Origin of the sequence: Candidatus Nitrospira nitrificans (genome assembly GCF_001458775.1) — a bacterium.
Classification (GTDB): domain Bacteria; phylum Nitrospirota; class Nitrospiria; order Nitrospirales; family Nitrospiraceae; genus Nitrospira_D; species Nitrospira_D nitrificans.
In genome coordinates this window covers 43021-69820 of the sequence record NZ_CZPZ01000010.1, presented here as the reverse complement: position 1 = coordinate 69820, position 26800 = coordinate 43021, and the positions used below count along the sequence as shown (strand labels likewise).

General features: G+C 56.1%; 28 protein-coding genes and 1 tRNA gene. 16 read left to right on the top strand and 13 right to left on the bottom strand.

Annotation, left to right across the window (positions count from 1 at the left end):
* Positions 1-175 precede the first annotated feature (175 nt).
* Positions 176-3034 (top strand): hybrid sensor histidine kinase/response regulator, encoded by a 2859-nt coding sequence (locus tag COMA2_RS07445; protein WP_090896022.1) that lies wholly within the window; start codon positions 176-178, stop codon positions 3032-3034.
* Positions 3027-4442 carry an OmpP1/FadL family transporter gene (locus COMA2_RS07440; RefSeq protein ID WP_245630927.1) on the top strand — a complete coding sequence of 472 codons (1416 nt, stop codon included), beginning with the start codon at positions 3027-3029 and terminating at the stop codon, positions 4440-4442. The genes COMA2_RS07445 and COMA2_RS07440 overlap by 8 nt, the downstream gene beginning before the upstream one ends.
* A gap of 33 nt (positions 4443-4475) precedes the next feature.
* On the opposite strand, the gene alr is transcribed toward COMA2_RS07440, so the two are convergent.
* From alr to COMA2_RS07380, 12 genes are all read right to left on the bottom strand, one after another.
* Positions 4476-5609 (bottom strand): alanine racemase, encoded by a 1134-nt coding sequence (gene alr, locus COMA2_RS07435; protein ID WP_090896020.1) that lies wholly within the window; start codon positions 5607-5609, stop codon positions 4476-4478.
* A gap of 29 nt (positions 5610-5638) precedes the next feature.
* Positions 5639-6202: a ribosome recycling factor gene (gene frr, locus COMA2_RS07430; RefSeq protein ID WP_090896018.1), complete on the bottom strand. Its 564-nt coding sequence runs from the start codon at positions 6200-6202 to the stop codon at positions 5639-5641.
* A 20-nt stretch (positions 6203-6222) separates the two neighbouring features.
* A complete protein-coding gene (gene pyrH, locus COMA2_RS07425) occupies positions 6223-6948 on the bottom strand; it encodes a UMP kinase (RefSeq protein ID WP_090896016.1) in 726 nt (241 codons plus the stop codon).
* Positions 6945-7541, bottom strand: coding sequence for a translation elongation factor Ts (gene tsf, locus COMA2_RS07420; RefSeq protein WP_090896014.1), 597 nt, complete (start codon positions 7539-7541; stop codon positions 6945-6947). Before tsf ends, pyrH begins: the two co-directional genes overlap by 4 nt.
* 62 nt (positions 7542-7603) lie before the next feature.
* Complete coding sequence (gene rpsB / locus COMA2_RS07415) at positions 7604-8377, bottom strand: 30S ribosomal protein S2 (RefSeq protein ID WP_090896012.1); 774 nt, start codon at positions 8375-8377, stop codon at positions 7604-7606.
* Positions 8378-8583: 206 nt separating this feature from the next.
* Entirely contained in the window at positions 8584-9789 is a 1206-nt protein-coding gene (gene argJ / locus COMA2_RS07410; RefSeq protein WP_090896010.1) for a bifunctional glutamate N-acetyltransferase/amino-acid acetyltransferase ArgJ, read from the bottom strand.
* Between the two features lie 56 nt (positions 9790-9845).
* Positions 9846-10898 (bottom strand): N-acetyl-gamma-glutamyl-phosphate reductase, encoded by a 1053-nt coding sequence (gene argC / locus COMA2_RS07405; protein ID WP_090896008.1) that lies wholly within the window; start codon positions 10896-10898, stop codon positions 9846-9848.
* Positions 10899-11001: 103 nt separating this feature from the next.
* On the bottom strand, positions 11002-11394 hold the full coding sequence (gene rpsI, locus COMA2_RS07400; protein WP_090896006.1) for a 30S ribosomal protein S9: 393 nt from the start codon (positions 11392-11394) through the stop codon (positions 11002-11004).
* A 258-nt stretch (positions 11395-11652) separates the two neighbouring features.
* Positions 11653-12081, bottom strand: coding sequence for a 50S ribosomal protein L13 (rplM, locus tag COMA2_RS07395; protein WP_090896005.1), 429 nt, complete (start codon positions 12079-12081; stop codon positions 11653-11655).
* 40 nt (positions 12082-12121) lie between these two features.
* A complete protein-coding gene (locus COMA2_RS07390; protein ID WP_090896003.1) occupies positions 12122-12610 on the bottom strand; it encodes a bifunctional nuclease family protein in 489 nt (162 codons plus the stop codon).
* A gap of 20 nt (positions 12611-12630) precedes the next feature.
* Complete coding sequence (locus COMA2_RS07385) at positions 12631-13086, bottom strand: bifunctional nuclease family protein (RefSeq protein WP_090896001.1); 456 nt, start codon at positions 13084-13086, stop codon at positions 12631-12633.
* 156 nt (positions 13087-13242) lie between these two features.
* Complete coding sequence (locus COMA2_RS07380; protein WP_139077172.1) at positions 13243-13530, bottom strand: Fe(2+)-trafficking protein; 288 nt, start codon at positions 13528-13530, stop codon at positions 13243-13245.
* A gap of 246 nt (positions 13531-13776) precedes the next feature.
* Between COMA2_RS07380 and COMA2_RS07375 the strand changes: the two genes are divergently transcribed.
* The 6 genes from COMA2_RS07375 to COMA2_RS07350 all read left to right on the top strand — a co-directional run bounded on the left by COMA2_RS07375 (position 13777) and on the right by COMA2_RS07350 (position 17380).
* The gene (locus COMA2_RS07375) at positions 13777-14307 is read left to right on the top strand and encodes an RrF2 family transcriptional regulator (RefSeq protein WP_090895999.1); all 531 of its coding nucleotides are present in this window, start codon (positions 13777-13779) and stop codon (positions 14305-14307) included.
* A 168-nt stretch (positions 14308-14475) separates the two neighbouring features.
* On the top strand, positions 14476-14826 hold the full coding sequence (locus COMA2_RS07370; RefSeq protein WP_090896107.1) for a cupin domain-containing protein: 351 nt from the start codon (positions 14476-14478) through the stop codon (positions 14824-14826).
* Between the two features lie 91 nt (positions 14827-14917).
* Entirely contained in the window at positions 14918-15703 is a 786-nt protein-coding gene (locus tag COMA2_RS07365) for an SDR family oxidoreductase (protein WP_090895996.1), read from the top strand.
* Positions 15704-15876: 173 nt separating this feature from the next.
* Positions 15877-15963, top strand: a tRNA-Leu gene (locus tag COMA2_RS07360).
* Between the two features lie 251 nt (positions 15964-16214).
* Positions 16215-16979 carry a hypothetical protein gene (locus COMA2_RS07355; RefSeq protein ID WP_139077170.1) on the top strand — a complete coding sequence of 255 codons (765 nt, stop codon included), beginning with the start codon at positions 16215-16217 and terminating at the stop codon, positions 16977-16979.
* Between the two features lie 143 nt (positions 16980-17122).
* Positions 17123-17380: a sulfurtransferase TusA family protein gene (locus tag COMA2_RS07350; RefSeq protein ID WP_090895992.1), complete on the top strand. Its 258-nt coding sequence runs from the start codon at positions 17123-17125 to the stop codon at positions 17378-17380.
* Here the strand turns inward: COMA2_RS07350 and rsmI are convergent.
* Positions 17344-18108 carry a 16S rRNA (cytidine(1402)-2'-O)-methyltransferase gene (rsmI, locus tag COMA2_RS07345; RefSeq protein ID WP_175304450.1) on the bottom strand — a complete coding sequence of 255 codons (765 nt, stop codon included), beginning with the start codon at positions 18106-18108 and terminating at the stop codon, positions 17344-17346. The two genes, COMA2_RS07350 and rsmI, sit on opposite strands and share 37 nt — an antisense overlap.
* Before the next feature lie 101 nt (positions 18109-18209).
* On the opposite strand from rsmI, the gene COMA2_RS07340 reads away from it, so the two are divergent.
* From COMA2_RS07340 to tilS, 8 genes are read left to right on the top strand one after another with little or no spacing between them, the layout of a single operon-like run.
* Positions 18210-19001 carry a cytochrome C assembly family protein gene (locus tag COMA2_RS07340; protein ID WP_090895988.1) on the top strand — a complete coding sequence of 264 codons (792 nt, stop codon included), beginning with the start codon at positions 18210-18212 and terminating at the stop codon, positions 18999-19001.
* 31 nt (positions 19002-19032) lie between these two features.
* Complete coding sequence (gene hemA, locus COMA2_RS07335) at positions 19033-20424, top strand: glutamyl-tRNA reductase (RefSeq protein ID WP_090895985.1); 1392 nt, start codon at positions 19033-19035, stop codon at positions 20422-20424.
* A 27-nt stretch (positions 20425-20451) separates the two neighbouring features.
* Positions 20452-21399: a hydroxymethylbilane synthase gene (gene hemC / locus COMA2_RS07330; protein WP_090895984.1), complete on the top strand. Its 948-nt coding sequence runs from the start codon at positions 20452-20454 to the stop codon at positions 21397-21399.
* 2 nt (positions 21400-21401) lie between these two features.
* Positions 21402-22964 carry a uroporphyrinogen-III C-methyltransferase gene (gene cobA / locus COMA2_RS07325; protein WP_090895982.1) on the top strand — a complete coding sequence of 521 codons (1563 nt, stop codon included), beginning with the start codon at positions 21402-21404 and terminating at the stop codon, positions 22962-22964.
* Positions 22965-23013: 49 nt separating this feature from the next.
* Positions 23014-23406: a CBS domain-containing protein gene (locus COMA2_RS07320; protein ID WP_090895981.1), complete on the top strand. Its 393-nt coding sequence runs from the start codon at positions 23014-23016 to the stop codon at positions 23404-23406.
* Positions 23407-23415: 9 nt separating this feature from the next.
* On the top strand, positions 23416-24387 hold the full coding sequence (gene hemB / locus COMA2_RS07315; RefSeq protein ID WP_090895980.1) for a porphobilinogen synthase: 972 nt from the start codon (positions 23416-23418) through the stop codon (positions 24385-24387).
* A 6-nt stretch (positions 24388-24393) separates the two neighbouring features.
* Positions 24394-25341: a bifunctional riboflavin kinase/FAD synthetase gene (locus COMA2_RS07310; RefSeq protein ID WP_090895978.1), complete on the top strand. Its 948-nt coding sequence runs from the start codon at positions 24394-24396 to the stop codon at positions 25339-25341.
* Positions 25319-26794, top strand: a complete 1476-nt coding sequence (gene tilS / locus COMA2_RS07305; RefSeq protein ID WP_090895976.1) for a tRNA lysidine(34) synthetase TilS — start codon at positions 25319-25321, stop codon at positions 26792-26794. The genes COMA2_RS07310 and tilS overlap by 23 nt, the downstream gene beginning before the upstream one ends.
* Positions 26795-26800 lie beyond the last annotated feature (6 nt).

Genomic DNA, 26800 nt, shown 5'->3' with positions numbered 1-26800 from the left:
GTTTACGCAGTCGTCGATATACTCCGCGAGCCATACGTGCTATTTCCGTAGGTGAACTGTGCAGGTACTCAACACCTCCGGCGCTGTGCAATCTTTTGGCCTCCGTACCGACTGACTGCGCTCAATGCCACGCACGGTTCCGTTCCATGGACCCGTTGTGTGAGGGGATGATGCCATGACAAGCAGCACGCTCGACAGCATCGAGGTCAAGTCTCTCCCGAGCATCGAACTGTTGCCCAAAGATCGCACCATTCTTGAACAGGGCGCCATGGTGTTTCGCCCGTTCGGTTTGGATGAACAGGGGCACACGATCCGAGATCTCAGCGGCGTCAGCATCAGAGCGGTGACGGTTTTTTTGGAGAAGTTAGTGACATCCGCGGGAGGAGCGTCGGCGGGAAAAGAAGCGGTCGAGCGGTTGTGCAGCTTCTTAAATGATCGCATCAAGGATCCGATCTATCATGTGACTCCGGAGCTGTTGAAGAATCCATGGAACAGCTACTCGTACGAATTTACGTCATATCTCTATGAGTTCTGTGAACGGATCTCGGGCGATTCCCGCTTTGCCTTTAAAGCCGGGGCGGAGAAGGTGTCTCCCATCATGCTGGCCCTGACCCGCCCTTTTTCGCTGTCGCAGATCTACACGATGTTTCCCTATTTTGGAAATAAGTTTACGTCCGGATCGGTGGAGTTCCGCGTGGTGGAAGTCACGAGCAGCACGGCTGCGGTGGGGATGCGGTTTACCGACCGGACGCTTCGGCAATTCGGATCGTATCGCAGGCGATGTGCCTGCCTGGTATGTCAATCTGCGCAAGGCATCATGGTTGCGATGGCCAACCGTATCCACGGCCTTTCTCAGGCGGAAGCGATCGAGACGTCCTGCATCGGCAATGACGATGACTGGTGTCAATGGACGATCCGATGGCAGGACGAAAGCCGGTATCGAAAGCGTTTCTGGCGAGCGATCTCACCTCTTGAACAGACACGTCCGACTCGACTGGGCAGCGGGTCAGTCGCCGGCGTAGAGGATGCCCAGGGGGCACATTCTTCGGCGGCGGCCCGCGTTGAGTCCTTGCCCCAGGCACAAGAGAGTTTTACATGGCTGTTATGGGGAGGGGTGGTGGGGCTCGCTCTCATGGCGGGAGTCGGTGTGCTGAATCCCATCGTGAGCCTCGGCGAAGTCCTGTTAGTCGGACTGTGCCCGATCCTCGCCGTCGGCATCATGATCAATCGACGGCTGCTTCGGGAGAGCGAGCGACGCGAGGCCTTGATCCAAGAACAGATTACGTTCGTCGAATCCCGTCATGAGGAATTGCGCGAAGCCTATTTGGAACAAGAGCAGATGCGGGTAGAGTTGCGCCGGAAAGTCGCTCAACTCACGGCGCTCCATCGAGCAGGGCTCTCGTTCAGCTCGACCTTCGAACGAGATGCGCTCTTGCACCAGGTCTTGGAAACCCTGACTCACGAGCTCAATTACAACAGCGCCATGGTATCCATGTTTGATCCCTGTGAGAATGCCGTCCAGCATATCCGTTTGATCGGCGCGCCTCCGGAGGTTGAAACGTTCGCTCAATCCTGTCGGATTCCGATCACTGATTGCGAGAGTCCCGAAGGAACAGTGATCCTTCAAGGACGCCCCCTGTTGGTCAAGGACATCGAGTCCATACGGCACCGCCTCCACCCCCTCAATCAACGGTTGGCCGAATTGAGCGGTACCAAAGCCTTGGTCGTGGTTCCCATCAAGACCAAAGACCGTATCTGGGGAATGTTGACGGTCGATCGTTCACACAATCAAAGCGTGACGGAAGATGATTTGGAACTGATGACGACCGTCGCGAGTCAAGTCTCCATCGCGTTGGACAACGCCTCAGCCTACCAGCAGATCGAAGAATGGAATCAGGGGTTGGAGGTCAAGGTCAAAGAACGTACCGAAGCGCTCGAGCGGGCCGACCGTTTGCGCGCGCAATTCCTTTCCCATGTGTCCCATGAACTGAGAACACCGCTGACGTCCATCAAGGGATTCATTCAAAATCTGCTGGACGGACTGACCGGGCCGCTGAATGAGAAGCAGCAGCGCTATCTCGTGCGTATGTCTGAAAATTCAGATCGGCTGGTTCGGATGATCGAGGATCTCCTCGATCGCACCAGGATCGAGACGGGTCGGTTGGAGGTGCATCCGGCCGATGTCGAGCTTGACTCCTGTCTCGCCGAAGTGATCGAACAGTTGAAACCGTTGGCCCAGGCAAAACAGCAATCATTGGACTTCCGATCTGCAGACGCTGAAATCGTTGTCTGGGCGGATCGCGATCGTTTGATTCAGACGGTCGTCAATCTCGTGCAAAATGCCATCAAGTTCACCCCGCCGGGTGGAGCCGTGTCGGTGGCATGCGAGGTGTCGAATCACCGTACGGCAACGGTCCTGGTGCGGGACACCGGTCCCGGTGTTGCTCCGGAATACCTGGACAGGATTTTTGACCCGTTCTTCCGCATCCAACAAGGCCAGCGCACAGCTCCCAAAGGGTTGGGATTGGGATTGTCAATCGTGAGGACGCTGGTGGAACTGCAAGGAGGGGAGGTAGCGGCCCGTAATCGTCCCGAGGGCGGCGCAGAACTGTCCTTCACGATCCCGATCCATGCGGTCAAGGCGCTGCCGCTGCTTGAATCCGGCCTGATGGGCCAACACATCCTGGTCGTGGATGATGATACCGACATTCAACAACTGCTTCATGACCGACTGAAGGCCGGAGGCTACCAGACGTTTTCGGCGTTCGACGGCCGTCACGCGTTGACGCTTCTTGAGTCACGGGCGTTCGATGGGATGATCCTCGACATCGGAATCGGCCAAATCGACGGCCTGGAAGTGCTACGACGGGTGCGTCTCACGGATCAACGCCTTCCGATTATCATGATTACGGCGTCGGGATCTCTGGAACTTGCCGTGAAGGCCATTGGGTTGGGAGCCCAAGCCTACTTGCTCAAACCGTTCGACGCGGGCCAGCTTCAGCAAACCATGGAGCGGTGGTTCCGACGTGCATGACCTTTGCGGGCTCGTCCGGAAGATTCGACGTCCGTTCCCATCGAGACAGTTCATCATAAGCGTGGTCTTCCTGCTGTTGATTCTTCTCAGCACCACCTGGCGCTCTTCACCGACGCTCGCTCAGGTTCCCCGCATTCAAGGACAGGGAGCCGCTGCGTCCGGGATGGGAAATGCGTTTGCCGCTCAGGCCGACAATCCGTCCGCGTTGCATTACAACCCAGCCGGCATGACCCAGCTCCGTGGTGTGCAAATCATGGCGGGAGGGCTCCTTGTCGGTGGGCCGTTCAACCATAGAAGTCCCCACGGGACCACAACGGCCGGTGATCACGATGGCGTGGTCGCGTGGCCGCCCCCGGCGCATACGTATGTTACGGCGAATCTCCAAGGCCTTGGAATTCCCCTGCTTGACAAGCTCACGGTAGGGGTCGGGGTCACGACTCCGTTCGGTTCAGCTACAAGATGGCCGGGCACGAGTCCGTTTGCTTCGGTCACGACATTCAGCGCGTTGCCGTTGTTCGATATCAAGCCGACGTTCGCGTATCAGCTTCTTCCGGATCTTTCGATTGGGGCGGGTGTCGACATATACACCTTTTCCGGCCTGTTCGGAGAGGGGCATGCCGAATTCCAAAGAATCCTGCCCCCCGGGAATCGGGTTGAGTTGAATGGGAAAGATACAGCCCTTGGCTTTAACATCGGCACGTTGTATACCGCATTGCGGAACGCAGATGGATTACCGCTTGTGAACGTTGCCGTTGTCTACCGAAGCCAGGCCACGCTCCATTTGGATGGAGTGCAGTTGGCCAACGGCGTGAAGGTTCAGGATACGACGACAACCTTGGTGCTGCCACAAGTCATCACCGGTGGTCTTGCAGTGTGGCCGATCAGAAATACTGAACGCGAGTGGAAACTTGAATTGAATGTCGACTATATAGGCTGGAAATCGGTCAGAAACTTAGATCTTCGACGACCTGACGGAACGGTCATTCTTCAACAGCCACAAAATTGGAAAAGTACCTATGCCATCCTAGTCGGAACCGAATATCGATGGTTGAAGATGGATCGACTGCCAGGGTGGGAGGTAGCAGTGCGAGGCGGCTATTCGAATTTGCAAACACAAATCCCAGACTCCACCTTCAATCCGGCGACTCCATCGGCCGACCTTCATATTATTTCAACGGGAGTCGGTTTCCTCTGTAAGGGGAATGGATCGCTTTTTGGATTGGGAGCCTGCGGCAATCTTGGAATCGGCTCGGTAAAAGCGAAAACCATCGGTGTGGACCTGTCGTACCAGGTGTCGCTCTATGAGCCCAGAACTGTCGAGGGGAATACCGGGATTCGAGCAGGAGTCAATGGGTTCTACGAAAACACCGCGCACACCGGTGGGCTTTCCGTCCGCATCGGTTTCTAGTCAAGGCCGTGCATCTCACTCGTAGGGAAGGATTCAGGAAGAACAGTAGAGTCTCGGAATCTGGGGACTGATCGCGCACAGGACTTCGTAGGGAATCGTATCCGTCCACTGGGCGATCTCGGAGGCCGTGATTTCGTCATCGCCCTGTCGCCCGATAAGTATCACGTCATCACCCACGGCGGTGCCGGGGATTTCGGTGACATCCACCATCACCATATCCATACAGACCAATCCCGTGATGGGAGCTCGTTGTCCTCGAATAAGGACAGAGCCTCGATTCGAAAGCCGTCGGCTCAAGCCACTGGCATAGCCGATCGGGAGCACGGCAATGCGTGTGGGGCGTCTCGCGGTGAAGGTCCGATTGTAGCTGACCGTTTCTCCTGGTTGGATGGTCCTGAGCTGGGCGATGCGAGTCTTCAGTGAGAGTACCGGTCTTAGATCCGGAGCCTCAACCGAGCCGGGAAAAGTGTGGTATCCGTATAACATGATGCCGGGCCGCACGAGGGAAAAGTGAGCGGATGGAAAACGAACCGCTCCACAGCTATTGGATACATGAACGAGGGGAACCTGAAACCCGCCTTTCAGAACGACTTTGAGCGCGTTCTGGAAACGGCGGATTTGCTCTTCGGTCGCGTCGGAATCGGATCCGTCGGCATCGGCCAAATGAGTCATGAGTCCTTCCAATCGCAGGCAGGGAGGAAACCTGTGAGCACTGATCAGCGATGCCAGTTCATTCTGTGTCAGACCCAGCCGACCCATGCCGGTTTCAATTTTGAGATGGATCGGGTGGATCGTCTCGCGCAATGCCGCAGCCTGCGACAGCCCCGTGAGTACGGACGGATCGCTTACCACCGGGGTGAGACGGTGGTGGACGAGGTCGTCGAATTGTTCTTGGAAGACCGGCCCTAGGACGACGATCGGTACCATGATGCCGGCTTGCCGAAGCGCCGTCCCTTCGTCCGTCGAAAAGACGGCTAGGCGAGTGACGCCATGCTGTATCAATGTCCTCGACGTTTCGATCGCGCCATGACCATAGGCGTTGGCCTTGACGACCGCCATGACTTCGCATCCAGGGGAGAGAATCCGACGAAACCGGGAGAGATTGTGTGCAAGCGCCGACAGATCTACGGTGGCGACGGTTGGGAGAAAGGTTGGCGTAATCGGCACGCGAAGACGTGAGAATCAGGAAGTCGGAATCAGACTTCCATGATTTCCTGCTCCTTTTTCTTGATCACGTCGTCGATTTTCTGACCATATTGCTCAATCAGCTTCTGGGTCTCTTGCTCGGCCTTACGCAGTTCGTCCTCGGTGAGTGCGGCATCTTTTTGGAGTTTCTTTAACTCTTCGTTCGCGTCCCGGCGGAAACCTCGAATCTGGACCTTCGTCTCCTCGCCATGCTTTTTACAGATCTTCGTCAGCTCCTTGCGGCGCTCTTCCGTCAGGGGGGGGAGCGGGATTCGGATCACCTTGCCGTCGTTTGAAGGTGTCACACCCAACCCTGAATTGGAGATGGATTTTTCAATCTCTTTGATCAGTTTCGGCTCCCAGGGCTGAATGGTGATGAGCCGCGCTTCGGGGGTGGAGACGCTGGCGATCTGTTTCAGCGGCGTCATGGTTCCATAGTAGTCGACGCGAATGCCGTCGAGCAATGCGACGGAAGCCCGCCCTGTTCGGAGGCCGGATAGATCTTTCCGTAAGTGTTCGACCGCTTGGTCCATATGCGAGATGAAAGACTGCCGAACCTGGACTGCGTTGGACATGAAGACACCTCGTAATGGGATCAGTGATCGCTGCTCGTCACCAGGGTTCCGAGCTGCTCGCCTAATGCCACGCGTTTAAAGTTGCCTTTGACTTTCAGGTTGAATACGACGAGAGGCAATTTGTTGTCCATACAGAGGCTGATCGCGGTGGAATCCATGACCTTGAGCTTCTGATTGAGAATGGACAGAAATGAAATCCTCTCATACTTTTTAGCCGATGGATTGGTCACGGGATCGGCATCATAGATGCCGTCAACTTTCGTTCCCTTCATGATCACTTGCGCGCTGATCTCCATCGCGCGCAAGACGGCGGCCGTATCGGTCGAGAAATAGGGGTTGCCCGTGCCGGCGGCAAAAATGACCACGCGGCTCTTTTCAAGATGGCGGATTGCCCTTCGTCGGATGTACCCCTCCGCGAGCTGGCGCATTTCGATGGCGGATTGAACACGGGTGATGATTCCGACCCGCTCCAGCGCATTCTGGAGCGCCAGCGCATTGAGCACGGTCGCCAGCATTCCCATGTAATCGGCCGAGGCTCGTTCCATGCCGGATGCGCTCGCCGCGATTCCACGAAAAATATTGCCTCCGCCGATCACGACCGCCACTTGAACGTCAAGGGCGACGACGGAGGCAATTTCTTCCGCGAGGTTTTCCAGAATGGATGGTTGGATGCCGTAACCCTGCTCGCCAGCCAACATCTCCCCGCTGACTTTCAGAAGGAGACGGTGGTATTTGGCAGAGCTCATGCTTCGCCTAATTGATAGCGGGTGAACCGGCGGACGTTCATATTTTCGCCGATCTTGGAAATTTTCTGAGCGAGGAGATCCTTGATGGTGACGGCCGGATCTTTGATGAATGATTGTTCCAACAGGCAATTTTCCTGGTAGAACTTTTCAAGCTTGCCTTCGACGATCTTCGGCCATGCGGCGGGAGGCTTGCCCATTTCCTTGGCCTGCCCTTCGTAGATCGTTTTCTCTTTCTCGGCCAGCTCAGCCGGAACATCTTCGCGCTTCACGAATGACGGCTTTGCGGCCGCGACCTGAAGCGCAAGGTCGTTGACGAACGCTTTGAATTCTTCATTCCGTGCGACGAAATCGGTTTCGCAATTCACCTCGATCAAGACGCCGATCTTGCCGCCCATATGAATATAGGCATGGACCAGCCCTTGGTTGGTTTCCCGCCCCGCTTTCTTGGCCGCCGCCGCGAGTCCTTTTTGCCGCAGATAATCGATGGATTTTTCGACGTCATTCCCGTTCTCATTGAGGGCCTTCTGACAATCCAGAATACCGGCGCCTGTTTTTTCACGAAGCTCTTTCACGAGCTGACTGGATCCTGCCATGATTTCGTTATTCCTTCGCTCTGTCGCTGAGGATGAGCCGTTGATGGATCAATCGGGTTAATTTACGACACGGGAACATTTTGAACACGCATGCCGGGCTTCCTGTCGCCGCCGACGGGAGCGGCCTGAAACTCCGCTTCTTCGCGCTGGGCTTTCACATGCGCGCCCTCGATACAGGCATCGGCAATTTTGGATGTAATCAGCTTGATCGAGCGAATCGCGTCGTCGTTTCCAGGAATCGGATAGGTGATGTCGTCCGGGTCGCAGTTGCTGTCCAAAATAGCGATGACCGGAATGTCGAGCCGCTTCGCTTCCTGCACGGCGATTTTCTCGATCCTCGTGTCCAGGACAAAGACGGCTCCCGGAAGGCTGCGCATGTTCTTAATGCCGGACAGATATTTTTGGAGTTTCGCGATATCCTTCTGCATGAGAAGGATTTCTTTCTTTTTGAGACCATGTTCGCTGGGGTTGAGGAGCGTCGTCTCCATCTTCTTCATCTTATCGATGCTTCGTCGAATGGTCTGGAAGTTGGTCAACATCCCACCCAGCCAACGCTGGTTGATGAAATACATGTTGGCCCGCTTGGCTTCTTCTTCGAGGATTTCCGCAGCTTGCCGCTTCGTGCCGACGAACAAGACGGACTCTCCCGCTGCCACAAGGTCTCGGACGAAGGCATAGGTCTGCTCCATCCGCGAGAGGGTTTGTTGAAGATCGATGATATAGATGCCGCTGCGTTCGCCGAATAGAAACTTCTTCATCTTGGGATTCCAGCGGTTGGTCTGGTGCCCGAAATGAACGCCTGCTTCTAACAACTCCTTAATCGCCACTACTCCCATGCCTTCACCTCCCTTCAAAGCTTGCAGAGCGCCCAAACATGGGGCGAGGGAATCGCTTCCCTTAATCTCAAGCCGCGCAGCGTATCGACGCTGATGGTTATTTTATTGAATGGGGCGGTTCTCGCTGTATGCCAAACCCAACCCCCTATCTGACCCAGACCGGGGACGCTACCATAGTCCTGCGGAGGTTTCAAGCTACCTTTGCGCTAAGATCGATAACTTGCATTAATACGGACATAGTCATACGAGAGGTCTGTTGTCCACATGTGGGCATGGGCGCGCCCCTGCCCAAGCTGGACGGTGATCGTAAACTCCTTCCGTTTGAAGACCTGCGCGATCTTCTGCTCCGCTTCCAGTCCCATTCCTATCCCGCGTTGTACCATGACGATGTCATCGAATCGCACCGTCACTTTGTCAGGATCGATCGCAACGCCCGATCGTCCGATGGCAGCCATGACCCTTCCCCAATTGGCATCCTCCCCAAACAACGCGGTCTTGACCAGATTTGATGTCGCAATGGTGTCTGCGACTCGTTTTGCCGCCGCCGTCGTGCTGGCTCCCTGCACTCGAATCGTGACGACCTTGGTGACCCCTTCTCCGTCGCGACAGATCATGAGAGCCAATTCCTGCGCGGCATCAGTCAAGAGTCGCTCGAAGTCGCGATAGGGCTTGGTATCTTGTTGAATCGGTCGGTTTTTGGCCAGGCCATTCGCCAGACAGAGAACTGTGTCGTTCGTGCTGGTATCGCCATCCACCGTCATGCAGTTGAAGGATTGATTGGTTGCCGCTCTCAATGCCTGCTGGAGGGCAGCCGGGGCGATCGCTGCATCCGTCGTTAAATAGGCCAGCATAGTGGCCATATTCGGATGGATCATGCCGGAACCCTTGGCCATGCCGCCGATGGTGACGACGCGACCGCCGATGGGTCTTTGTACCGCGACGGTTTTAGGCTTCAAGTCCGTGGTTAAAATCGCCTGTGCGGCTTGCTCACTTCCTGAAATACTGAGACGTGCGATCAAGGTTGGGACGGCCGTGGTGATGCGATCAATCGGCAGCATACGACCGATCACGCCGGTCGACCCCACGAATACCTGGTGCGTGGGAATGGAGAGCTGTTGTGCCACGGCCGTCGCCATTGCCTTCGCCGCCCCCAGCCCTTGTTCACCCGTGCAGGCATTGGCATTTCCGCTGTTGACGATGATGGCTCGCCCGCGACGCGACCGAAGATGGCGCCGATCCAGGAGCACCGGTGCGGCCGCAACACGATTCTTTGTGAAGACTCCGGCGATCGGCCCGCTGACGTCGGAGACGCAGAGGGCCAAATCGAGCAGGCCTGATTTCTTGATCCCACAATGGATTCCAGCGGCTTGAAACCCCAGCGGTGCAGTGATACCCACGGTCTTTGATTTCATAAGATGATGCGCAGCGTACGGGACGGCGGCTTGCGGCGATGGTTGAATGGTTGCAATTATGGGTAACTGCCGGGAGCCGTCAGCCCTGTTTCCTCAGGAATACCGAGCATGAGATTCATGGCTTGAATGGCCTGACCGGCAGCCCCCTTGACGAGGTTGTCGACCGCCGCCACGGTGACGACCCAGCCGGCCCGTGAATCCACGTACACGCCGATGTCGCAGTAATTGGTTCCCTTAATGTAACGCGGATTGGGCGTCACGTCTTCGAAGAGCCGAATGAACCGTTCCCCTTTGTAGTGCTCTCGGTATAAGGCTCGAAGGTCAGGCAGTTGCATGTTCCGCGTCAGTTTACAGTATGCCGTACTCAGGATCCCCCGGTTCATCGGTACAAGATGGGGCGTAAATGTCACGGTCACGGAACCGACGGTGCCCATCAGTCCGGAAAGTTCCTGTTCAATCTCGGGAATATGGCGATGTTGGCCGATTTTGTAGGGCTCTAAGGATTCATGCGCTTCTGGAAAATGGTAGGCCAGGGCCGGACTCCGTCCCGCTCCTGAAACGCCGGACTTTGCATCGATCACAATGGTCTCCGGTTGCACGAGTCTTTCGGCGAAAAGGGGTGCCAATTGGAGGACTGCGGCCGTGGGATAACATCCGGGCGAAGCAACGAGTTTCGATGTGGTGATGGCGGTTCGATGGAGTTCCGGCAATCCATATACCGCGTCTCGGAGCAAATGTGGATGGCTATGCGAAGTGTGATACCACTTCTCGTAGGTGCCGGCGTCTTTCAGCCGATAATCCGCGCTAAGATCGACGACAGGTTTGCCTGCTTTGATACAGGCCGCAACGGGGTCCAGCGATTTTGTATGGGGCAGCGCGAGAAAAACGGCGTCCGCTCGCTCCGTCAGGGCTTCCGGCGCCAAGGCTTCAAATTGACGGTCGATAATTCCCTTGAAGCTCGGAAATACGGATGAAACCGACTGGCCCGCGGACTTTTCCGACGTCACGGCAGCGATGGTGAAATAAGGATGGGCTGCCGCAAGGCGAACAAGTTCCGCACCGGCATATCCGCTGGCTCCGGCAATGGCGATTCGAAATGTTTTATTCATGGGCTACCATCGATGTCTTGGACCACCATCCACGCTCATAAGGATGGCATAAAAAAGGGGAAGGCGTGGAGCCTTCCCCTTGTCGAATCGTCGGCCCCGGTCCCTAGCGCTTGGAGTATTGGAACCGCTTGCGCGCGCCCTTCTGTCCGTACTTCTTGCGTTCCTTCACGCGAGAATCCCGAGTGAGCAATCCTTCTTTCTTCAGGGGGCCGCGGGTTGCCGGAGTCATCGCCACGAGCGCTCGCGCAATGGCGTGACGGAGGGCGCCGGCTTGTCCGGTCGGGCCACCGCCATAGACGGTCGCGCTGATTGAGTACTTCCCCATCAGGCCGGCCATTTCAAGCGGGAGCTGGATAATTTGCCGGAGGGTGAGACGAGGAAACGCCTTCTCCAACGGCTTGTCGTTCACGGTAATATCGCCTTCGGTGCCAGTGACCCAGGCTCTGGCCACTGCGCACTTTCTCCGTCCCGTTGCGTATTGTGTCACCACTGCCATACGACTCGTCTCCTTCTGTTTGAGGACATGGCTCCGGCAGGATGCTGAAGAAGTCCGCCGTCGGCGTTCCCGCATTGCCGAAGCGGCTTCGCGAGGCAGATCGCATCGCTCAGAGGCTCAACGTACCGAAGCGTATGCCTCGCCTCTTCACTCGCTGCGGACCGCCTGTTTGGGCATCCTGAAGTTATTCTTGCGTTAGCACCATACGAAAAGTTTCCGCCATAATTGTCGGCATCAACTGAGTTTTTCCGCAACCTGCTAGAGAGAAATAGATTGGGGACGTTGGGCCTGATGGGGATGATCGGACCCGACATACACGCGGAGCTTCCGCGCCATGCCATTGCCAAGTGGGGTCTTAGGAAGCATGCCCTTGATCGCTTTGGTCAGGAGCTGCGTCGGGTCTTTCCGAAACACGTGCGCGGCGGAGGCGGTTTTCAACCCTCCCGGATACCCTGTATGACGGTGGTACAGTTTGGTGTCCATCTTGTCGCCGGTCAATTGAATCTTCTCCGCATTCACGATGACCACATGATCACCCATATCGACATTCGGCGTGAAGGTCGGGCGATGTTTCCCCCGTAAGATGCTCGCGACTCGAGCCGCCAACCGACCTAGGGTTTTCCCCTCAGCGTCCACCAGATGCCAGGTTTCTTTTACTTGAGTCGGATTTTCGAAATACGTCATCATCGTGTTCTCCACCGTTGCAATGTTGCCGGTCGTTTGAGAGTTAGACTTCTTGGGCCCCGATATTCTTCGTTTCCAGTTTGGACAGCCACGCATCCAGATTCTGACCACTGCGTCGCGTCCACACGTCCTGCGTCACATAAATCGGCGCGCGGCAGCGGAGCGCCAAGGCAAACGCGTCGCTCGGCCTGGAGTCGATGGTGCGCACGACTCCCTTGTTTTCGAGGAAGACGGTTGCATAGTAGGTGCTGCTCTTGACATCCGTGAGGACCGCTCGTTCCATCTTGACGCCGAGGTGTTCGCCGAAGCTCTTGATCAGATCGTGGCTCATCGGTCGTGGCGTCGTCGAGGTATCCAGGGCACGTCTGATCGCTTCACCTTCCGATGCTCCCACCCATACCATGAACAGGTCTGACGCGCCGTCGGCTCGGGTCAGGACGACGATCCTCGTGTCCGTCGTCGAGTCTTCTACGACTCGATTGACCTCAAGTTGTATCAATGGTTCGGTCGTTTGAGGCGCGTGCTCTTCCATATCACAATCACGAGAGTATGTCAGGAGTCCAGCTTTCCGAAGTCTTCGGGCTTCAGGTTTTCCAGCCACTGATCGAGTTCTTCCGAGCTCTGCTTCCGAATCACGGACTCACTCGCAAAAATCGGAGCTTGGGTCCGAAGCGCAAGGGCGATGGCGTCACTTGGACGTGAATCGACGGTATACTCCGAGTCTGCGTAGGTCAAGTGAACTTTGGCAAAGTAGGTATGTTCATTGAGGTCTGTAATCACCACACTAATGACCTTGGCATTGAACGCATCCAAGTAGGCTTTCATAAAATCATGAGTCATAGGGCGGGGAGGGGCGACGTTCTCAATCGCCAGACTGATCGAACTGGCTTCCGATTTTCCGACCCAGATCGGAAGCATTTCCGATTGATCCTCGTCTCGGAGAATGACGATATACGCATTGTTGTAGGGGTCAAACATGAGCCCCTTGACCTGCATCTGCGTGATCATCTATGGACGATACCCTCTCCCTCGCATTATTTATGCGTGCACGGCAAAACGCGACACCCTAGCATTTTCGGATTCTCGATGTCAACGAACCCAGCGACAATGCAAGGGAAAACTTGACGCGCACTGCTAAAACTTCTTCCGTAAGGGCTACTGAAATCAGCTGGTCGGCGGGCGATAGTTCTCGGCAACCTTTGACGAATCGACCTGTTCTCCCAGTTTCAGGAAAGCTTTCATCTGTTTACGAACCAGTTCACGGCCGCTCTCATCGCCGAGATTGACTTGATATTCATTGATGACCATCACCCGCATGCCTTCCCACTTCTTCCAGCAGCTTGTGCAGACTTTGCTTTTTACTTCAGACTCAAGCTTACCAAGAAACAGAGGGGCTGTGATAGCTTCACCGGACTGACCGCATGTCACACAAAAAACCTCTGCCATGTCCATCAGCTCCTTTTGCTGTTGCGTCAAGTTAAACGATCAAATGCTGAAAGCGATTCAACTTTCAAATTTTCATATTACATATTTGAGCAGCATCTTATCAGAGAAGTTCCAGTGAAGAAAAGATCAGGCTCGCACGCGCTTCTTTTTCTCAATCAACATGGAAAAGATTGATACTTATTATGCAGCCTTTTCCTGCTTGATCTGGTCCATCTGCATCTGTATAACTAAGACATAGTTGGTCTTAGTTATATGGCGCTTTACGCTTCCAGGGTTGAATATGGGCTGCACTGCCTCCTTTTTCTCGTCGGCCGGTCAGGCTCGGTGAAAGCGAACGTCGCGGACCTGGCGAAGTTGCAAGGCATCTCACCAACTTTTGTCGCCAAACTGTTCACTAAAATGAAAAGGGGTGGCCTGGTTACGGCCAGCGAAGGGGCAGGCGGCGGGTACATGCTGGCACGTCCACCGGAAGAGATCACGGTTTGGGATGCGGTCGCGGCCCTGGAGGGCAGCAAGGCGCTCTTCAAATGTACGGAAGTTCGCCTGAACTGCGCCTTGTTCGACGCCTCACCTCCGGCGTGGGCAAAGAAGGGCGTCTGTAGTATTCACGCAGTGATGCAAGAGGCGGAGCGCCGCATGCGACAAACACTCGATGCGTATACGCTTGCAGACTTGGCTCAGCAAGTCGAGCGGAAGGCGCCGAAGGAGTTTCTGAACGAGGTCAATGCCTGGTTCGAGCGGCCCCAGGCCCGCCCTGGTGAGCATCTCCATCGGAAGAGGTGATGTTTAGCTGATCACGCTGTTGTCTGAGGTAGTGTGCCGGAATCTGACGCTCCCTTTGTCCGGCCTTTTCAGAGCCGTTTCTGAAGGGGCGTACATAATCTCGATGTACATATCAGAAAGGATACAACGATGAAAAAACTGCTGTTGACCTGCTGGTTTGTGAGCTTCATGTCTAGTCCTCTTTTGGCACAGCAAGCTGAAGTCACGCCGCTGTTCTCAAAAGATCTTGTCGACATGCCCGGCAAAGAAGGACTGATGGTCACTGTCAATTTTCCTCCTGGTTCAACCGACTCAGTACACCGGCACAATGCGCATGTGTTCATCTATGTGCTCGAAGGCTCTATTGTCATGCAGGTCGAGGGAGGGAAACCTGTGACCTTGACGCCGGGACAAACCTTCTACGAAGGGCCGAACGATGTGCATACGGTGGGACGAAACGCGAGCGATACCAAGCCGGCAAAGTTCGTGGTGTTCTTCCTCAAGGACAAGCAGGCGCCGGTGCTGGTACCTGTCAAGTAGCTCTGGTTACAGGAGAAGTCTCTTTGTCGCACGAGGAGGGCAGTTTGAAGGCTTCGTCCCTCGGTCACGGGCGTAAGGACAAAAAACCGATATGAAGATCGTCGTCATTGGCGGCAGCGGGCTGATCGGCGCTCGGCTAGTCAGACAGCTCGATCAACGTGGGCATCAGGGCATACCAGCATCACCCGCATCGGGTGTCGACACGCTCACGGGCTCTGGACTGACAGCAGCGTTGAAGGATGCCCAGGTCGTTATCGACGCCACGAATCCAGCGTCCTTCGAGTCTGCCGCGGTCATGCATTTTTTTGGCACATCAACACGAAATCTCCTATCCGCTGAAGCAGGGACAACGGTGCAGCACCACATCGTGCTGTCGGTCGTCGGGGCAGACCGTATGGCGGACGTCGGCTATATGCGGGCGAAAGTGGCTCAAGAGCAGCTGGTCCAGCTCGGTCCGATGCCGTATACGATTGTTCGAGCCACGCAATTTTTTGAATTCATCAAGACGATCACCGACCTGGGCACTCAAGGCGCTACGGTTCGACTCCCTCCAGTGCTGATGCAGCCCATTGCAGCGGATGACGTCGTTGCCTTCCTGATCGAAGTGGCCGAACGCCCGCCATGCAACCGTACGATCGATTTAGCAGGACCTGATCGGATCCGCCTGGACGAAGTCGCGCGCCGTCTTTTGAATGGCGGCCAGGACTCTCGCGAGGTCCTGGCCGATCATCAGGCGCTCTATTTTGGCGGGAAGCTCAACGACCGATCGTTGGTGCCTGCCGGCCACTACTGCGTCGGCACGACCCATTTCCAAGACTGGCTCAGAAGCCAATCAGACAGAGACACGCCTTGCGCCTATCTAGATCGTTTCGGATAAAAAAGAGAAATAGGCGATCGTTATATTATGTGTAGTTCTCGACGCCGAGTGAGGGCGAGGTACTGCACGATCGCAGTCGGTACGTTTCAGCTCGCTGAGTCACGCAACGGATGCCGATTGACCCTCCGGTGTCGTCATGCTAAAAACACACCAGCTGCGAAGGGTAGACTTGTGCCCGGATGGCGGAACTGGCAGACGCGCCGGACTCAAAATCCGGTTCTCGCAAGAGAGTGGGAGTTCGACCCTCCCTCTGGGCACCAACAACATGATTGATTGAGCCGCATGGAGCACAGAGATTGTAAAGGAACCCCTGGGATATCGAATGTCAGGTTCGCCATCAAGTATCCTCTTGACAGGGACGTGCCATTAGCCTAGTTTCTGCATGTTTCTCAATGGTGTATGAGTAGGCTTCGATCTCAACCTGACCAACGAGTAATGAAGTGTTTCGGGATCATCGATAGAGTTCTTTCTTATTTAGGACGACTCGTCCATTTATTTAAGGAGGCAGCACATGCGTAAAGTGTTGGCGCTTGGGGCCGCAATACTTTGTGTCGGCTCTATGAATGTTGCAGTGGCTCAAGAGCGACTTCAGCAGTCTGGTGGCTCAGCAATGGGAGTCGGAACCGGGGTAGGCGATGTGTCTGGAAATGCAAACCGCGTTCAGGCTTTCGATCGAAATTCGTTTATCGATAGACTGTCTCTACCGGAAACCATCTATGGCCGTGTCCTGGCCATTGATTTTCCAGCCGCGAAAATGCATTTGGAAACCGGTGGAAGCTCCCATGATGAAGGCCGGGCGGGAGCTGGAGCCATGAGTTCGATGACGGTCTATTTTGACGAAAGAACCAGCCTGGATCAGATCAAAGTCTTAAATAGCGGCGATGATATCTCCCTCCAAGTGATTGAAGCGGTCACACCCAATCAGCAGTATGGGGTCGGCCGTAAGATCGTTCGGGAAGTCTATCTCTTGCGCGGCAATGAGCGACTCGCCGGATTTGGTGGTTTGGGCCAGCGCCCGAATCCCTCGACCGAGCGCGCCATTGAAACAAGCAGTGGCAGTATGACCGGAGGGGTGGCGGGATCCGTGTTGCCCGGCAAGATTACTGGGACCGTGGATACCACTGTCGGTGAGTACACCGGTTCGGCTCCATGCTGGAATTGTGAACCTCAACCAGGCTGGGGGTACAAAACAGTCACTCCGGAAACAAAGGTTCCCAACATATCCGACTACGGAACCGATCCGTCAAAGCCAAATTTGATAAAGGGATTTAACTAAGACAGTCTGAGTGTTTGGTTTTTGTGGAGGGGCGGCGTAATGATGCTGCCCCTCCTTTGTATGGCCGTACGCCTTGCTGAACTCACTTTCCCTTGATAGCGTAGAGTTAAGAAAGCGAACTTTGTCGTACCGAGTTATTGTCTATGGACGAACAGCTGACCCCTCCTTCATCCGATGTCGAACTTGATCTTCGCGGCGTGATTTGCCCCTATAACTTCGTGAAGACCAAGCTCAAGCTGGAGACCTTGAAGCAAGGGCAGGTGCTGTCCGTGCTTCTCGATGACGGAGATCCCATCCGCAACGTTCCTCGTAGCGTCGAGAACGAAGGCCATACCGTACTGTCTCGAGAGCGAATCGACCAGGCCTATCGGGTCTTGATCCGTCGAGAGGAGAACGACTGAGCGTGACGCACGCCGTGGTCATCCGATTCTGTCCCATCTGTTCCTGCAAGAACGAGTGTCACGTCCCCTCCACGAGTAGGGTATAGTCTCTCAAGAACCTCACAAGCCGTTCCGCGAATGACGGACTCATTCGGTTTCGTCAAGTCGTAGGCCACAACCACAGGGCGGACGGGAGCGAGCTCGCCAAGGGTCTTCAGCGCGCGCGCGACCGATGTCTTTGTGCAGAATGCAACAGTCGGCACTTCCCGCTTCAGAGAAGTCAAAAGGCATCGGTCGATGTGTGAAGCTCGATTCGGCAAATGTCCAAGAAAATAGAAGGAGTCGCAGGAGAGTCCTGCGGCAGTCAGAGCCGCGATAATCGCAGAAGGACCGGGGACCGGAACCACGGGAATGCCATGCGCATGGGCAGCCGCGACGAGAAGCTGGCCGGGGTCGGCGACGAGGGGAGAACCACAATCCGATACTAATGCGATATGACCGCCTTGCTGTAACCGTTGCAGAAGCACCGCCGCTTTTTCTTGAAGGTTTCTGGGTCCGTAGCTCGTCACGGTGGCCTGAATGCCGTGATGCGTCAGAAGTCGTTGCGTCACTTTTGGATCTTCGGAGGCGATCAGGTCTACCTTGCCGAGGATCTCAATGGCGCGCACGGTTACATCGTCGGGATGTCCGATGGGCACGGCGACCACGTAGAGTGTTCCGCTCTGATGGAGCCGATTGATCGAAGTCATTGCAGCACCGACGTTTTGTTGACTCTGTTTGGTCCGCATCGATATAATTTCACGCTTCTCTTGTCGGCGCGAGGTTTCGAGTCACCGCAGGGGCATTCCCGATGGCAGCCGTTTGTTTCATGGTCACCATGGTTCTCTACTTTGCGGCGACGGTGTCGTTTCTTGCCTATTTACTGCGACGTTCCGAAGCCTTGTCGAATGTGTCATTAACGATTACGGCGGCCGGCTTCCTCTCGCATACCATCGGTCTCGTCATTAGAATAGTCGAGGTCTCAACTTCGGCGCCGCCCAGCTTTTCGGACGCCCTTTCGTTTTTCTCTTGGATGATCATTCTTGTGTTCGTGGTCGTTGAGTTTCGCCATCGGATCTATGTGCTGGGGTCCTTCATGGTGCCCTTGGCCTTAGTCTCCTTGGTCTCGTCTGCTGCCCTTCCGGAAACGGCCCCCACGCTTCAGCCTGTGTTCAAGACCTTATGGTTTCATGTCACGCTCAGCATGTTGGGAACGGTGGGATTTACCGTTGCCTTCGTGGCAGGAGTGATGTACCTGATTCAGGATCGACTCCTCAAGTCGAAACAGTTCAACGTTCTCTACAGCAAGCTGCCGGCGCTCGACTTTCTCGACCATCTCAATCAGCAATCCATCGTCTTGGGATTTCCCTTGCTGACCCTGGGAATTGTCACGGGAGCCATTTCGGCTGAGTTTGCGCGCGGATCCTATGTCAGTTGGAACTCCGAGCAAATCGGGGCGCTGGTCACCTGGGTCTTTTATTTCGTCGTGTTGCTTGGACGGTTGACCGTCGGGTGGAGGGCGAAGCGCGCGGCCTACCTGACGGTCATCGGGTTCGCCTGCGTCATTCTCACATTGGTCGGCGTGGTGCTGAAAGAAACCTAGGGCCTGGTCACTCTATGCGGTTGATAGTCACATGCATCTGATCGTCGTCGGGTTGAGTCACAAGACGGCTCCGGTCGAAATCCGAGAGCGTTTGGCGGTTCCCGAAAGCCGTCTTGGCGAGGCGCTCACTCGCCTCTGTTCGTATTCCGGAGTCAAAGAAGGCGTCCTGCTCTCGACCTGCAATCGCGTCGAGGTCTATTCGGTTGTCGATGATGTGGAAGCCGGCTATGGGCGCATTCAGGAGTTTCTTGCCGACACCCATCTGTCGTTGTCTTCCGAACAGTTGACCCCGCACCTCTATTGGCATACCGGCGATCGAGCGATCGGTCACTTGTTCAGAGTCGCAGCCAGTCTTGATTCGATGATCATCGGGGAATCTCAAATCTTGGGACAACTCAAGAATGCGTTCGAAGTGGCGCTGACCCATAAGACGACCGGGGTGATCATGAACAAGGTCGTCAAGAAGGCCATCTCGGTGGCCAAACGGGTGCGGACCGAAACGAAAATTTCCGAAATGGCGGTCTCGGTCAGCTATGCCGCCGTCGAACTGGCCAAGAAGATCTTTTCGGATCTTCACGAGAAGACGGTGCTGTTGGTCGGCGCCGGTGAAATGGCGAAGCTGGCCGCGCGCCATTTGATCGCCCATGGTGTGGGACATGTGCGCATCACGACGAGGACTCCGCAACATGCGGTCGATCTAGCCGAGAAGTTCGGCGGCACGGCTGTTCCATTCGATCAGTTCAAGGACGACATGGCCTCCGCGGATATTGTGCTGGTGTCGACGGGCGCGGCCCATTATCTTGTCGGCGCCGAGGATGTGCATCGCGCGGTCGAAGAGCGCATGAACCGTCCGATGTTCTTGATCGACATTTCGGTTCCGCGGAACATTGATCCGGCTGTTCGCCATGTCGACAATGCGTTTCTCTTCGATATTGACGACCTGAAACATCGCGTCGAACAGAACCGAGCCGAGCGCGTGCAGGAAGCGGAGAAGGCCGAGCGGATGGTTTTGGAAGAAGTGACCACTATGCTGGATTGGATGAAATCCTTGGAGGTCACGCCGACGATCGTCGCGCTCAGAAACCACGTCGACGACCTGAAGCGGGCGGAAGTCGACAAGGTGCTCGCGCGATTGCCGCATCTGTCTCCTCAGGACCGCGAAGTGGTTGAAGGCCTGGCGTCTTCGATCGTCAATAAAATGATTCATCGCACCATGGTCACCCTCAAGGCTGAAGTCAATTCTTCGAACGGCCCGGCGTTTGTCGAAGCGGCACGTCGATTTTTCTCTCTCGACCGGCACGCGGCGCCTATTCAACAGATCGAAACCTATCGCGAGTCGCCGCGGTGTCATACGGAGAATCCGGCGGAATCGGATGCCGAGGATCCGGTTTCGGAAGCAGCAGTCCATAAACGAACCCGCTGATGGGCGGCTAACGAAAAGAGCTTCAACGTGTCGGTACAGAACGGCCAACGCTCAACCTTGGTGCTGGGGACGAGAGGGAGCAAATTGGCGCTTTGTCAAAGTGAATGGTTTCAGTCCAAGGTGCAGGAAGTGGTCCCGGAGGTCCGGGTCGTGCTGAAGAAGATTCAGACATCCGGCGACAAGATCATCGATGTGCCGTTGGCAAAAATCGGGGGAAAAGGTCTGTTCGTCAAGGAAATCGAGGACGCGTTGCTCGCCGGCGAGATCGATTTCGCGGTGCACAGCATGAAGGATGTTCCAGCGCAATTGCCCGACGGGCTCGACATTCTCTGTATCCCTCCGCGTGAGGATGCTCGCGATGCCCTCGTCAGTCGTGCCGGGCACTCATTCCAGGACCTTCCATTCGGCGCCAGCATCGGGACCGCCAGCCTTCGACGCCAAGCGCAACTATTACAGGCCCGGCCGGACTTGAAGATCGCGATGCTGCGTGGAAACCTGGATACGCGGTTAAAAAAGCTCAAAGAAGGCCAATTCGATGCCATCGTTTTGGCCGCTGCCGGCCTGCATCGGTTGGGGTGGTCTCAGACCATCACGGAATATCTTTCCCCCATCCTCAGCCTGCCTGCGATCGGACAGGGCGCCCTTGGGATCGAAGGTCGGGCGAGTGATGCATTCGTGCGTTCCGTCTTATTCCGACTCAATCATCAGGCTACCCAAACGACTGTGACCGCAGAGCGGGCCTTCTTGTACCGTCTCGAAGGGGGCTGTCAGGTGCCGATCGCAGCCCACGCCACCCTGTCCGGTGAGCAGGTAATCTTGGATGGCCTTATCGCCACGGTCGACGGGAAGACCGTCCTTCGCGACCAGATTGAGGGGTCAGGTCAGCAGGCATACGTTCTTGGCGTTCAATTGGCTGAACGACTGCTGACTCGGGGAGGGGACAAAATTCTCCGAGAGATTTACGGATCAGTGTGAACATGGTACGACGAAACAAGGGGAAGGTCTATTTGGTCGGAGCTGGTCCGGGAGATCCTGGTCTGTTGACCCTTCGAGGAAAAGAGTGTCTTGAGCAGGCTGACGTGGTTCTCTACGATTATCTCGCCAATCCTACCCTCCTTGCCCACGCTCGAGATCATGCAGCGCGGGTGTATGTCGGACGGAGGGGCAAAGGCACCTACCCTGAACAGGAAGCGATCAATCGTCTATTGATTGAACAAGCGAGCGCAGGCAACGTGGTCGTGCGGTTGAAGGGAGGCGATCCGTTTGTCTTTGGGCGGGGAGGAGAGGAAGCGGAAGCGCTCGCGTCGGCCGGGATCAAATTCGAAATCATTCCTGGAGTGACCGCCGCTGTGGCCGCTCCTGCCTATGCCGGTATTCCGGTGACCCATCGGACAATGGCATCGACCTTGACGATTGTCACCGGACATGAAGATCCGGAAAAGCCTTCCACGACCCTGGATTGGTCACGGCTGGCGTCAAGCCAAGGGACGGTCGTCTTTCTCATGGGTATGAAAAATCTTTCGACGATCGCCGCAACGTTAATGGCTGAAGGGCGAGCCGGGTCGACTCCAGTGGCAATCATTCGATGGGGAACGAGAGTCTCGCAGCGGACCATTATCGGCACGTTGGCGGACATTGTTGAGAAAGCGGAGTCCGCGCACATGGAGCCGCCGGCCGTCATTGTCGTGGGGGAGGTCGTTCGACTTCGGTCGAAGCTCAACTGGTTCGAACAGCGCCCGCTCTTTGGAAAACGGGTGCTCATGACGCGCGCGAAAGAACAGGCCGGTGAGTTGGCCGCCCGGCTGGCCGGCTATGGCGCGGATCCCGTCGAGGCTCCGACGATCAAGATCGTTCCTCCTCCCGACTGGGCGCCTGTGGACCGCGCGCTTTCTGAGATCAGGACGTATGAGTGGATTATTTTTACCAGCGTCAATGGCGTGAGCCGTTTCATGACCAGGTTGTTCGCTCGTGGATTCGACGCGCGCTGCTTGGCCGGGCGGCAGCTATGTTGCATCGGGCCTCGCACCGCTCAGGAGTTGGAAAAGTTCGGAGTCAGAGCAGACCTGGTTCCGGAAGAATATCAGGCAGAAGGCGTATTGGTCGCGCTGAATCGGCAGGAGTTACAAGGAACCCGCATCCTGATTCCTCGGGCGGAAACGGCCAGAGAGCTCTTGCCGGACGAACTTCGCGCCGCCGGAGCGCATGTCGACGTGATCCCTGTGTACCGCACGCTCACGCCGGACGAGGATGTCGGGGGGTGGCGGCAGGAGCTCATGGATCATCGGATTCATGTGGTCACGTTTACAAGCTCTTCCACGGTCCGCAATTTTGTGACGATGCTTGGTGGCGCGGAAGCGATGAAGCCGCTCGTGCAATCCGTCGCGATCGCCTGCATCGGACCCATCACCGCCAAGACCGCAGAGGAATATGGTTTGGCGGTCTCGATCATGCCGGATGAGAATACGATTCCCGCGCTGGTGGATGCGATCGCCCACCATTATGAAAGCCGTGAGCAGGTTGTCACGGGAGCTCCGCAGTAGTGAACGCCCGCACGATGTGTGATGGCCTTATACAAGGAGGGAGAGCGAGATGGTTCCTGTAAAGTCGTTCATGATTCCACGAGAAAAGTTCGTGACGGTGCCTCGTGATACCGATACACAGACGGCCGCGCGCATTATGCGCGATCGCGGGATCGGCAGTTTGTTCGTGACCAACGACCGTGAGATCATCGGCATCATCACGGACACGGACATGATGCGCCGGGTGGTGGCGGCCGGGACCGATGCCACGAAGACCACCGTCGAGCAAATTATGTCGGCGCCCATCATGACGATCGAGGAAAGCAAGACATTGTTGGATGCAAACGATCTCATGGCGCAGTCACACCTCCGACATTTGGGAGTGACGCGTGACGGGAAGTTGGTCGGGGTCATCTCCGTTCGCGACCTCGTCGTGTTCTTGACGAACCTTCCACGAAAGTAAGGGGTAGTCATGGGGTTTCCGATCCAGCGCCTCCGACGCCTGCGGCAACATGAATCGTTGCGTCGACTGGTGCGTGAAACGACGCTGTCTCCGTCGGATTTTATCTATCCGCTGTTCGTGGTCGAGGGGCAGGGGCGCCGCGAAGAGATTGCGTCGATGCCGGGCCAATTTCGGCTTTCCATCGATTTGTTGGTCAAAGAAGCGGGAGAGATTTTAGCCTTGGGGATTCCGGCCATCATTCTTTTCGGCATTCCCGCGCGCAAAGACGAACGTGGCAGCTCGGGATGGGACCCCAACGGCATTGTGCAGCGGGCGATCAAAGCGGTCAAACAACAGGTGCCGGGATTGCTTGTGATCACGGATGTCTGTATCGACGAGTATACCGACCATGGACATTGCGGAATCGTCAAGGATGGAAAAGTTCTCAATGATGAGACGCTCGAATGCCTCACGGTGATGGCCCGCACCCATGCCGAGGCTGGAGCCGATATGGTCGCGCCGTCGGATATGATGGATGGTCGTGTCGCCGCGATCAGACGCGAGTTAGATCGTTCCGGGTTCTCTGAGCTGCCGATTCTGGCCTATGCCGCCAAGTTTTCCTCTTGTTTCTATGCCCCGTTTCGCGATGCGGCGTTTTCCAGTCCTCAATTCGGCGACCGACAGTCCTATCAGATGGACCCGGCGAATGCGCGCGAAGCGCTTCGCGAGATCGATCTCGATATCGAAGAAGGCGCCGATATCGTCATGGTCAAACCGGCGTTGCCGTATCTGGACATCATCGCGCTGGCTCGCGCTCGGACGCTCCTCCCGCTCGCGGCGTATCAGGTGAGCGGCGAGTACAGTATGATCAAGGCGGCAGCGAGGGCGGGGTGGCTCGATGAGTCCCGGGCTATGATGGAATCGCTGTTGGCAATCAAACGGGCCGGAGCCGATCTGATCCTGTCCTACTTTGCCAAAGACGCCGTCAAACTGCTTCGCTGACCGACGATGAACGTGACCCACGGATATTCGGGCGAGGTCGTGCGGCCGTATCCGGTTGGAACCATCGGGAATTTCGACGGGCATCATCTCGGTCATCATGCGCTCTTGAAACGGGTGGTGGAGACGGCGCGCAGTGCCCATGGAACGGCTGTCGTTCTGACGTTCGATCCTCACCCCGTGAAAATCCTTGCCCCTCACGTTGACCTGCGGTTCTTGACGAGCGAGGAAGAGAAACGTGCTCATTTTGAACGGGCGGGGATCGATGAAGTGGTCTCCCTGGATTTTACTCACGCGTTTGCCGCATTCTCCCCGGCGATGTTCGCTGAACAGGTGCTTTCCAAAGGGCTCGGACTCAAAGAAATCTTTGTCGGACAACATTTTGTCTTCGGGCACAAGCGGGAAGGGACCATCGGCGATTTGATCGCGCTCGGCAAGCGATTCGGTTTCACCGTCCACCCGACTCCTCCCGTGATGATCGATGGAGGAGTGGTCAGCTCGACGAGAATCCGGCGGCTCATCATTTCCGGTCAGGTCGATCACGCGGCTGTCTTGCTCGGCCGGCACTATGCGTTGAGCGGCGTCGTCTCTCCCGGCGAGGGGAGAGGGCGCACGTTGGGATGTCCGACCGCCAACCTCCGGTTACCTCCGGACCGCGTGGTTCCTGCCGACGGGATTTATGCCTCTGTCGCAATCCTAGGCCAGGAGCGATATGATTCGGTTGCCTATATCGGTACAAGACCGACCTTTGATGGTGGTGAGCGTGGATTGGAAGTATCCCTCCTGGATGGGGCCTACGAGTTGTATGGACGCACGCTCACGGTTGAATTCATCGGTCGTATCCGAGGCGACGCGCAGTTCGATAGCGGAGAAGCGTTGAGCCGACAAATCGCGGCCGACGTGGATTCTGCGAGAGATATTCTCCGTCGATATCATGAGACAATCGGAAGGCGATGAGTTCTTGCAACCGCTCGTAAACGGATCCATCCATGCAACGGCCTGGCCCCCGCTGCTGCATCAGGTCGTTCGAACGGTTCGGTCCAGAAGCCTCTTTCAGCGCGGACAGCACATCGTGGTCGCCATCTCGGGTGGCCCCGACTCCGTCGCCTTGCTATCGATCCTGCACCACCTTCGATCAAGTTGGGCGCTGACCCTATCAGCCGTTCATTGCAATTATGGATTACGAGGGGCTGAGTCCGAGGGGGACCAACAATTTGTGAAGGCATTTTGCCAAGAGCTCGGAGTTTCTCTCCATGTTCGACGGGTTGACTTGCAGCTCGATGGGCGCAGGACCTCCTTGCAGGCGGTGGCGCGTGACTTCCGCTATCGAGTGATGCAGGAGATTGCTGAGCAATGTGGAGCCGATCGCATTGCCGTGGGCCATACGGCGAATGACCAGGCTGAGACAGTGTTGCTCTGGATGCTTCGTGGCGCGGGACCGACCGGTCTGTCCGGCATGCCGGCATTCCGGGATCACAATATTATTCGGCCTTTGTACGACACCAAGCGGCAGGAAATCCTGACGTATCTTCGCACAACTGGGTTGTCGTTTCGGGAGGATTCCAGCAATTTCAAGCCGCATTACTTGCGGAACCGGGTGAGGACGGAGGTCATTCCGGTTCTGACTCAGTTGGTCCAATCGAGTGTCGACGCACTCTGTAGGTTCGCAGAGATCTGCAGGGAAGACGATCGCTACCTGGATCAGCAGAGTACCGCCCTCTCTTCTCCGGCCCTGAAACAAGAATCCGACGGAGGATGGACGATCGATCGCGGTTGTTTTCTGGAGCTTCCGCGCGCCCTTCAACGGCGATGCATCCGAAACCTCTTTCGACGGAATGATGCCCAATTTCGCTCACCCAGTCTCCGAACGGTTGATCGCATCATTCGCCTGGCCTCAGGGAAGGGATCCGGTTCAAGTCTCGATGTGAAGGGGGGACATGTTCTTGTCGGTGATTGCCATCTACGGTTTGTTCCGCTTCAAGCACGAGAAATTTCCCATGCCGGACAACCGCATGACCGATGTCAGGAATTCTTATCTGTGCCGGGAGAGCTCATATGGTCTGGAACGGGTCAACGTCTTCAGGTACAACAGCAGGCACGTACCCGGATGTGTGCTCCTCTCGGAAAGGATCGGATTCTGGTGGATGCAGATCGCGTGTCTCAGCCGCTGGTGGTACGGAACTGGTTGCCGGGAGATCGATTCCATCCCTCCGGGATGGGAGGACATTCGAAAAAAATTCAGGATTTTTTCACCGATCTGAAGGTGCCGATTGCCGCCCGATCGCTCGTCCCCCTGGTGGTGGCTCCCGAGGGAATTCTCTGGGTCGTCGGCTATCGACAGGATGAACGCTGGGCGCCCACTGCCGCTACGAAACGCTGTCTATTCTTTACTTCTGAAAATCTAGCGTGAACGGAA

What these genes read in the sequence shown, in the direction of transcription:
- COMA2_RS07445 (WP_090896022.1), top strand. Translation starts at nt 176, where the DNA reads ATGACAAGCAGCACGCTCGACAGCATCGAGGTCAAGTCTCTCCCGAGC.
- frr (WP_090896018.1), bottom strand. Translation starts at nt 6,202, where the DNA reads ATGTCCAACGCAGTCCAGGTTCGGCAGTCTTTCATCTCGCATATGGAC.
- pyrH (WP_090896016.1), bottom strand. Translation starts at nt 6,948, where the DNA reads ATGAGCTCTGCCAAATACCACCGTCTCCTTCTGAAAGTCAGCGGGGAG.
- tsf (WP_090896014.1), bottom strand. Translation starts at nt 7,541, where the DNA reads ATGGCAGGATCCAGTCAGCTCGTGAAAGAGCTTCGTGAAAAAACAGGC.
- rpsB (WP_090896012.1), bottom strand. Translation starts at nt 8,377, where the DNA reads ATGGGAGTAGTGGCGATTAAGGAGTTGTTAGAAGCAGGCGTTCATTTC.
- argJ (WP_090896010.1), bottom strand. Translation starts at nt 9,789, where the DNA reads ATGAAATCAAAGACCGTGGGTATCACTGCACCGCTGGGGTTTCAAGCC.
- argC (WP_090896008.1), bottom strand. Translation starts at nt 10,898, where the DNA reads ATGAATAAAACATTTCGAATCGCCATTGCCGGAGCCAGCGGATATGCC.
- rpsI (WP_090896006.1), bottom strand. Translation starts at nt 11,394, where the DNA reads ATGGCAGTGGTGACACAATACGCAACGGGACGGAGAAAGTGCGCAGTG.
- rplM (WP_090896005.1), bottom strand. Translation starts at nt 12,081, where the DNA reads ATGATGACGTATTTCGAAAATCCGACTCAAGTAAAAGAAACCTGGCAT.
- COMA2_RS07390 (WP_090896003.1), bottom strand. Translation starts at nt 12,610, where the DNA reads ATGGAAGAGCACGCGCCTCAAACGACCGAACCATTGATACAACTTGAG.
- COMA2_RS07385 (WP_090896001.1), bottom strand. Translation starts at nt 13,086, where the DNA reads ATGATCACGCAGATGCAGGTCAAGGGGCTCATGTTTGACCCCTACAAC.
- COMA2_RS07380 (WP_139077172.1), bottom strand. Translation starts at nt 13,530, where the DNA reads ATGGACATGGCAGAGGTTTTTTGTGTGACATGCGGTCAGTCCGGTGAA.
- COMA2_RS07375 (WP_090895999.1), top strand. Translation starts at nt 13,777, where the DNA reads ATGGCGCTTTACGCTTCCAGGGTTGAATATGGGCTGCACTGCCTCCTT.
- COMA2_RS07370 (WP_090896107.1), top strand. Translation starts at nt 14,476, where the DNA reads ATGTCTAGTCCTCTTTTGGCACAGCAAGCTGAAGTCACGCCGCTGTTC.
- COMA2_RS07365 (WP_090895996.1), top strand. Translation starts at nt 14,918, where the DNA reads ATGAAGATCGTCGTCATTGGCGGCAGCGGGCTGATCGGCGCTCGGCTA.
- COMA2_RS07355 (WP_139077170.1), top strand. Translation starts at nt 16,215, where the DNA reads ATGCGTAAAGTGTTGGCGCTTGGGGCCGCAATACTTTGTGTCGGCTCT.
- COMA2_RS07350 (WP_090895992.1), top strand. Translation starts at nt 17,123, where the DNA reads ATGGACGAACAGCTGACCCCTCCTTCATCCGATGTCGAACTTGATCTT.
- rsmI (WP_175304450.1), bottom strand. Translation starts at nt 18,108, where the DNA reads ATGACTTCGATCAATCGGCTCCATCAGAGCGGAACACTCTACGTGGTC.
- COMA2_RS07340 (WP_090895988.1), top strand. Translation starts at nt 18,210, where the DNA reads ATGGCAGCCGTTTGTTTCATGGTCACCATGGTTCTCTACTTTGCGGCG.
- hemA (WP_090895985.1), top strand. Translation starts at nt 19,033, where the DNA reads ATGCATCTGATCGTCGTCGGGTTGAGTCACAAGACGGCTCCGGTCGAA.
- cobA (WP_090895982.1), top strand. Translation starts at nt 21,402, where the DNA reads ATGGTACGACGAAACAAGGGGAAGGTCTATTTGGTCGGAGCTGGTCCG.
- COMA2_RS07320 (WP_090895981.1), top strand. Translation starts at nt 23,014, where the DNA reads ATGGTTCCTGTAAAGTCGTTCATGATTCCACGAGAAAAGTTCGTGACG.
- hemB (WP_090895980.1), top strand. Translation starts at nt 23,416, where the DNA reads ATGGGGTTTCCGATCCAGCGCCTCCGACGCCTGCGGCAACATGAATCG.
- COMA2_RS07310 (WP_090895978.1), top strand. Translation starts at nt 24,394, where the DNA reads ATGAACGTGACCCACGGATATTCGGGCGAGGTCGTGCGGCCGTATCCG.
- tilS (WP_090895976.1), top strand. Translation starts at nt 25,319, where the DNA reads ATGAGACAATCGGAAGGCGATGAGTTCTTGCAACCGCTCGTAAACGGA.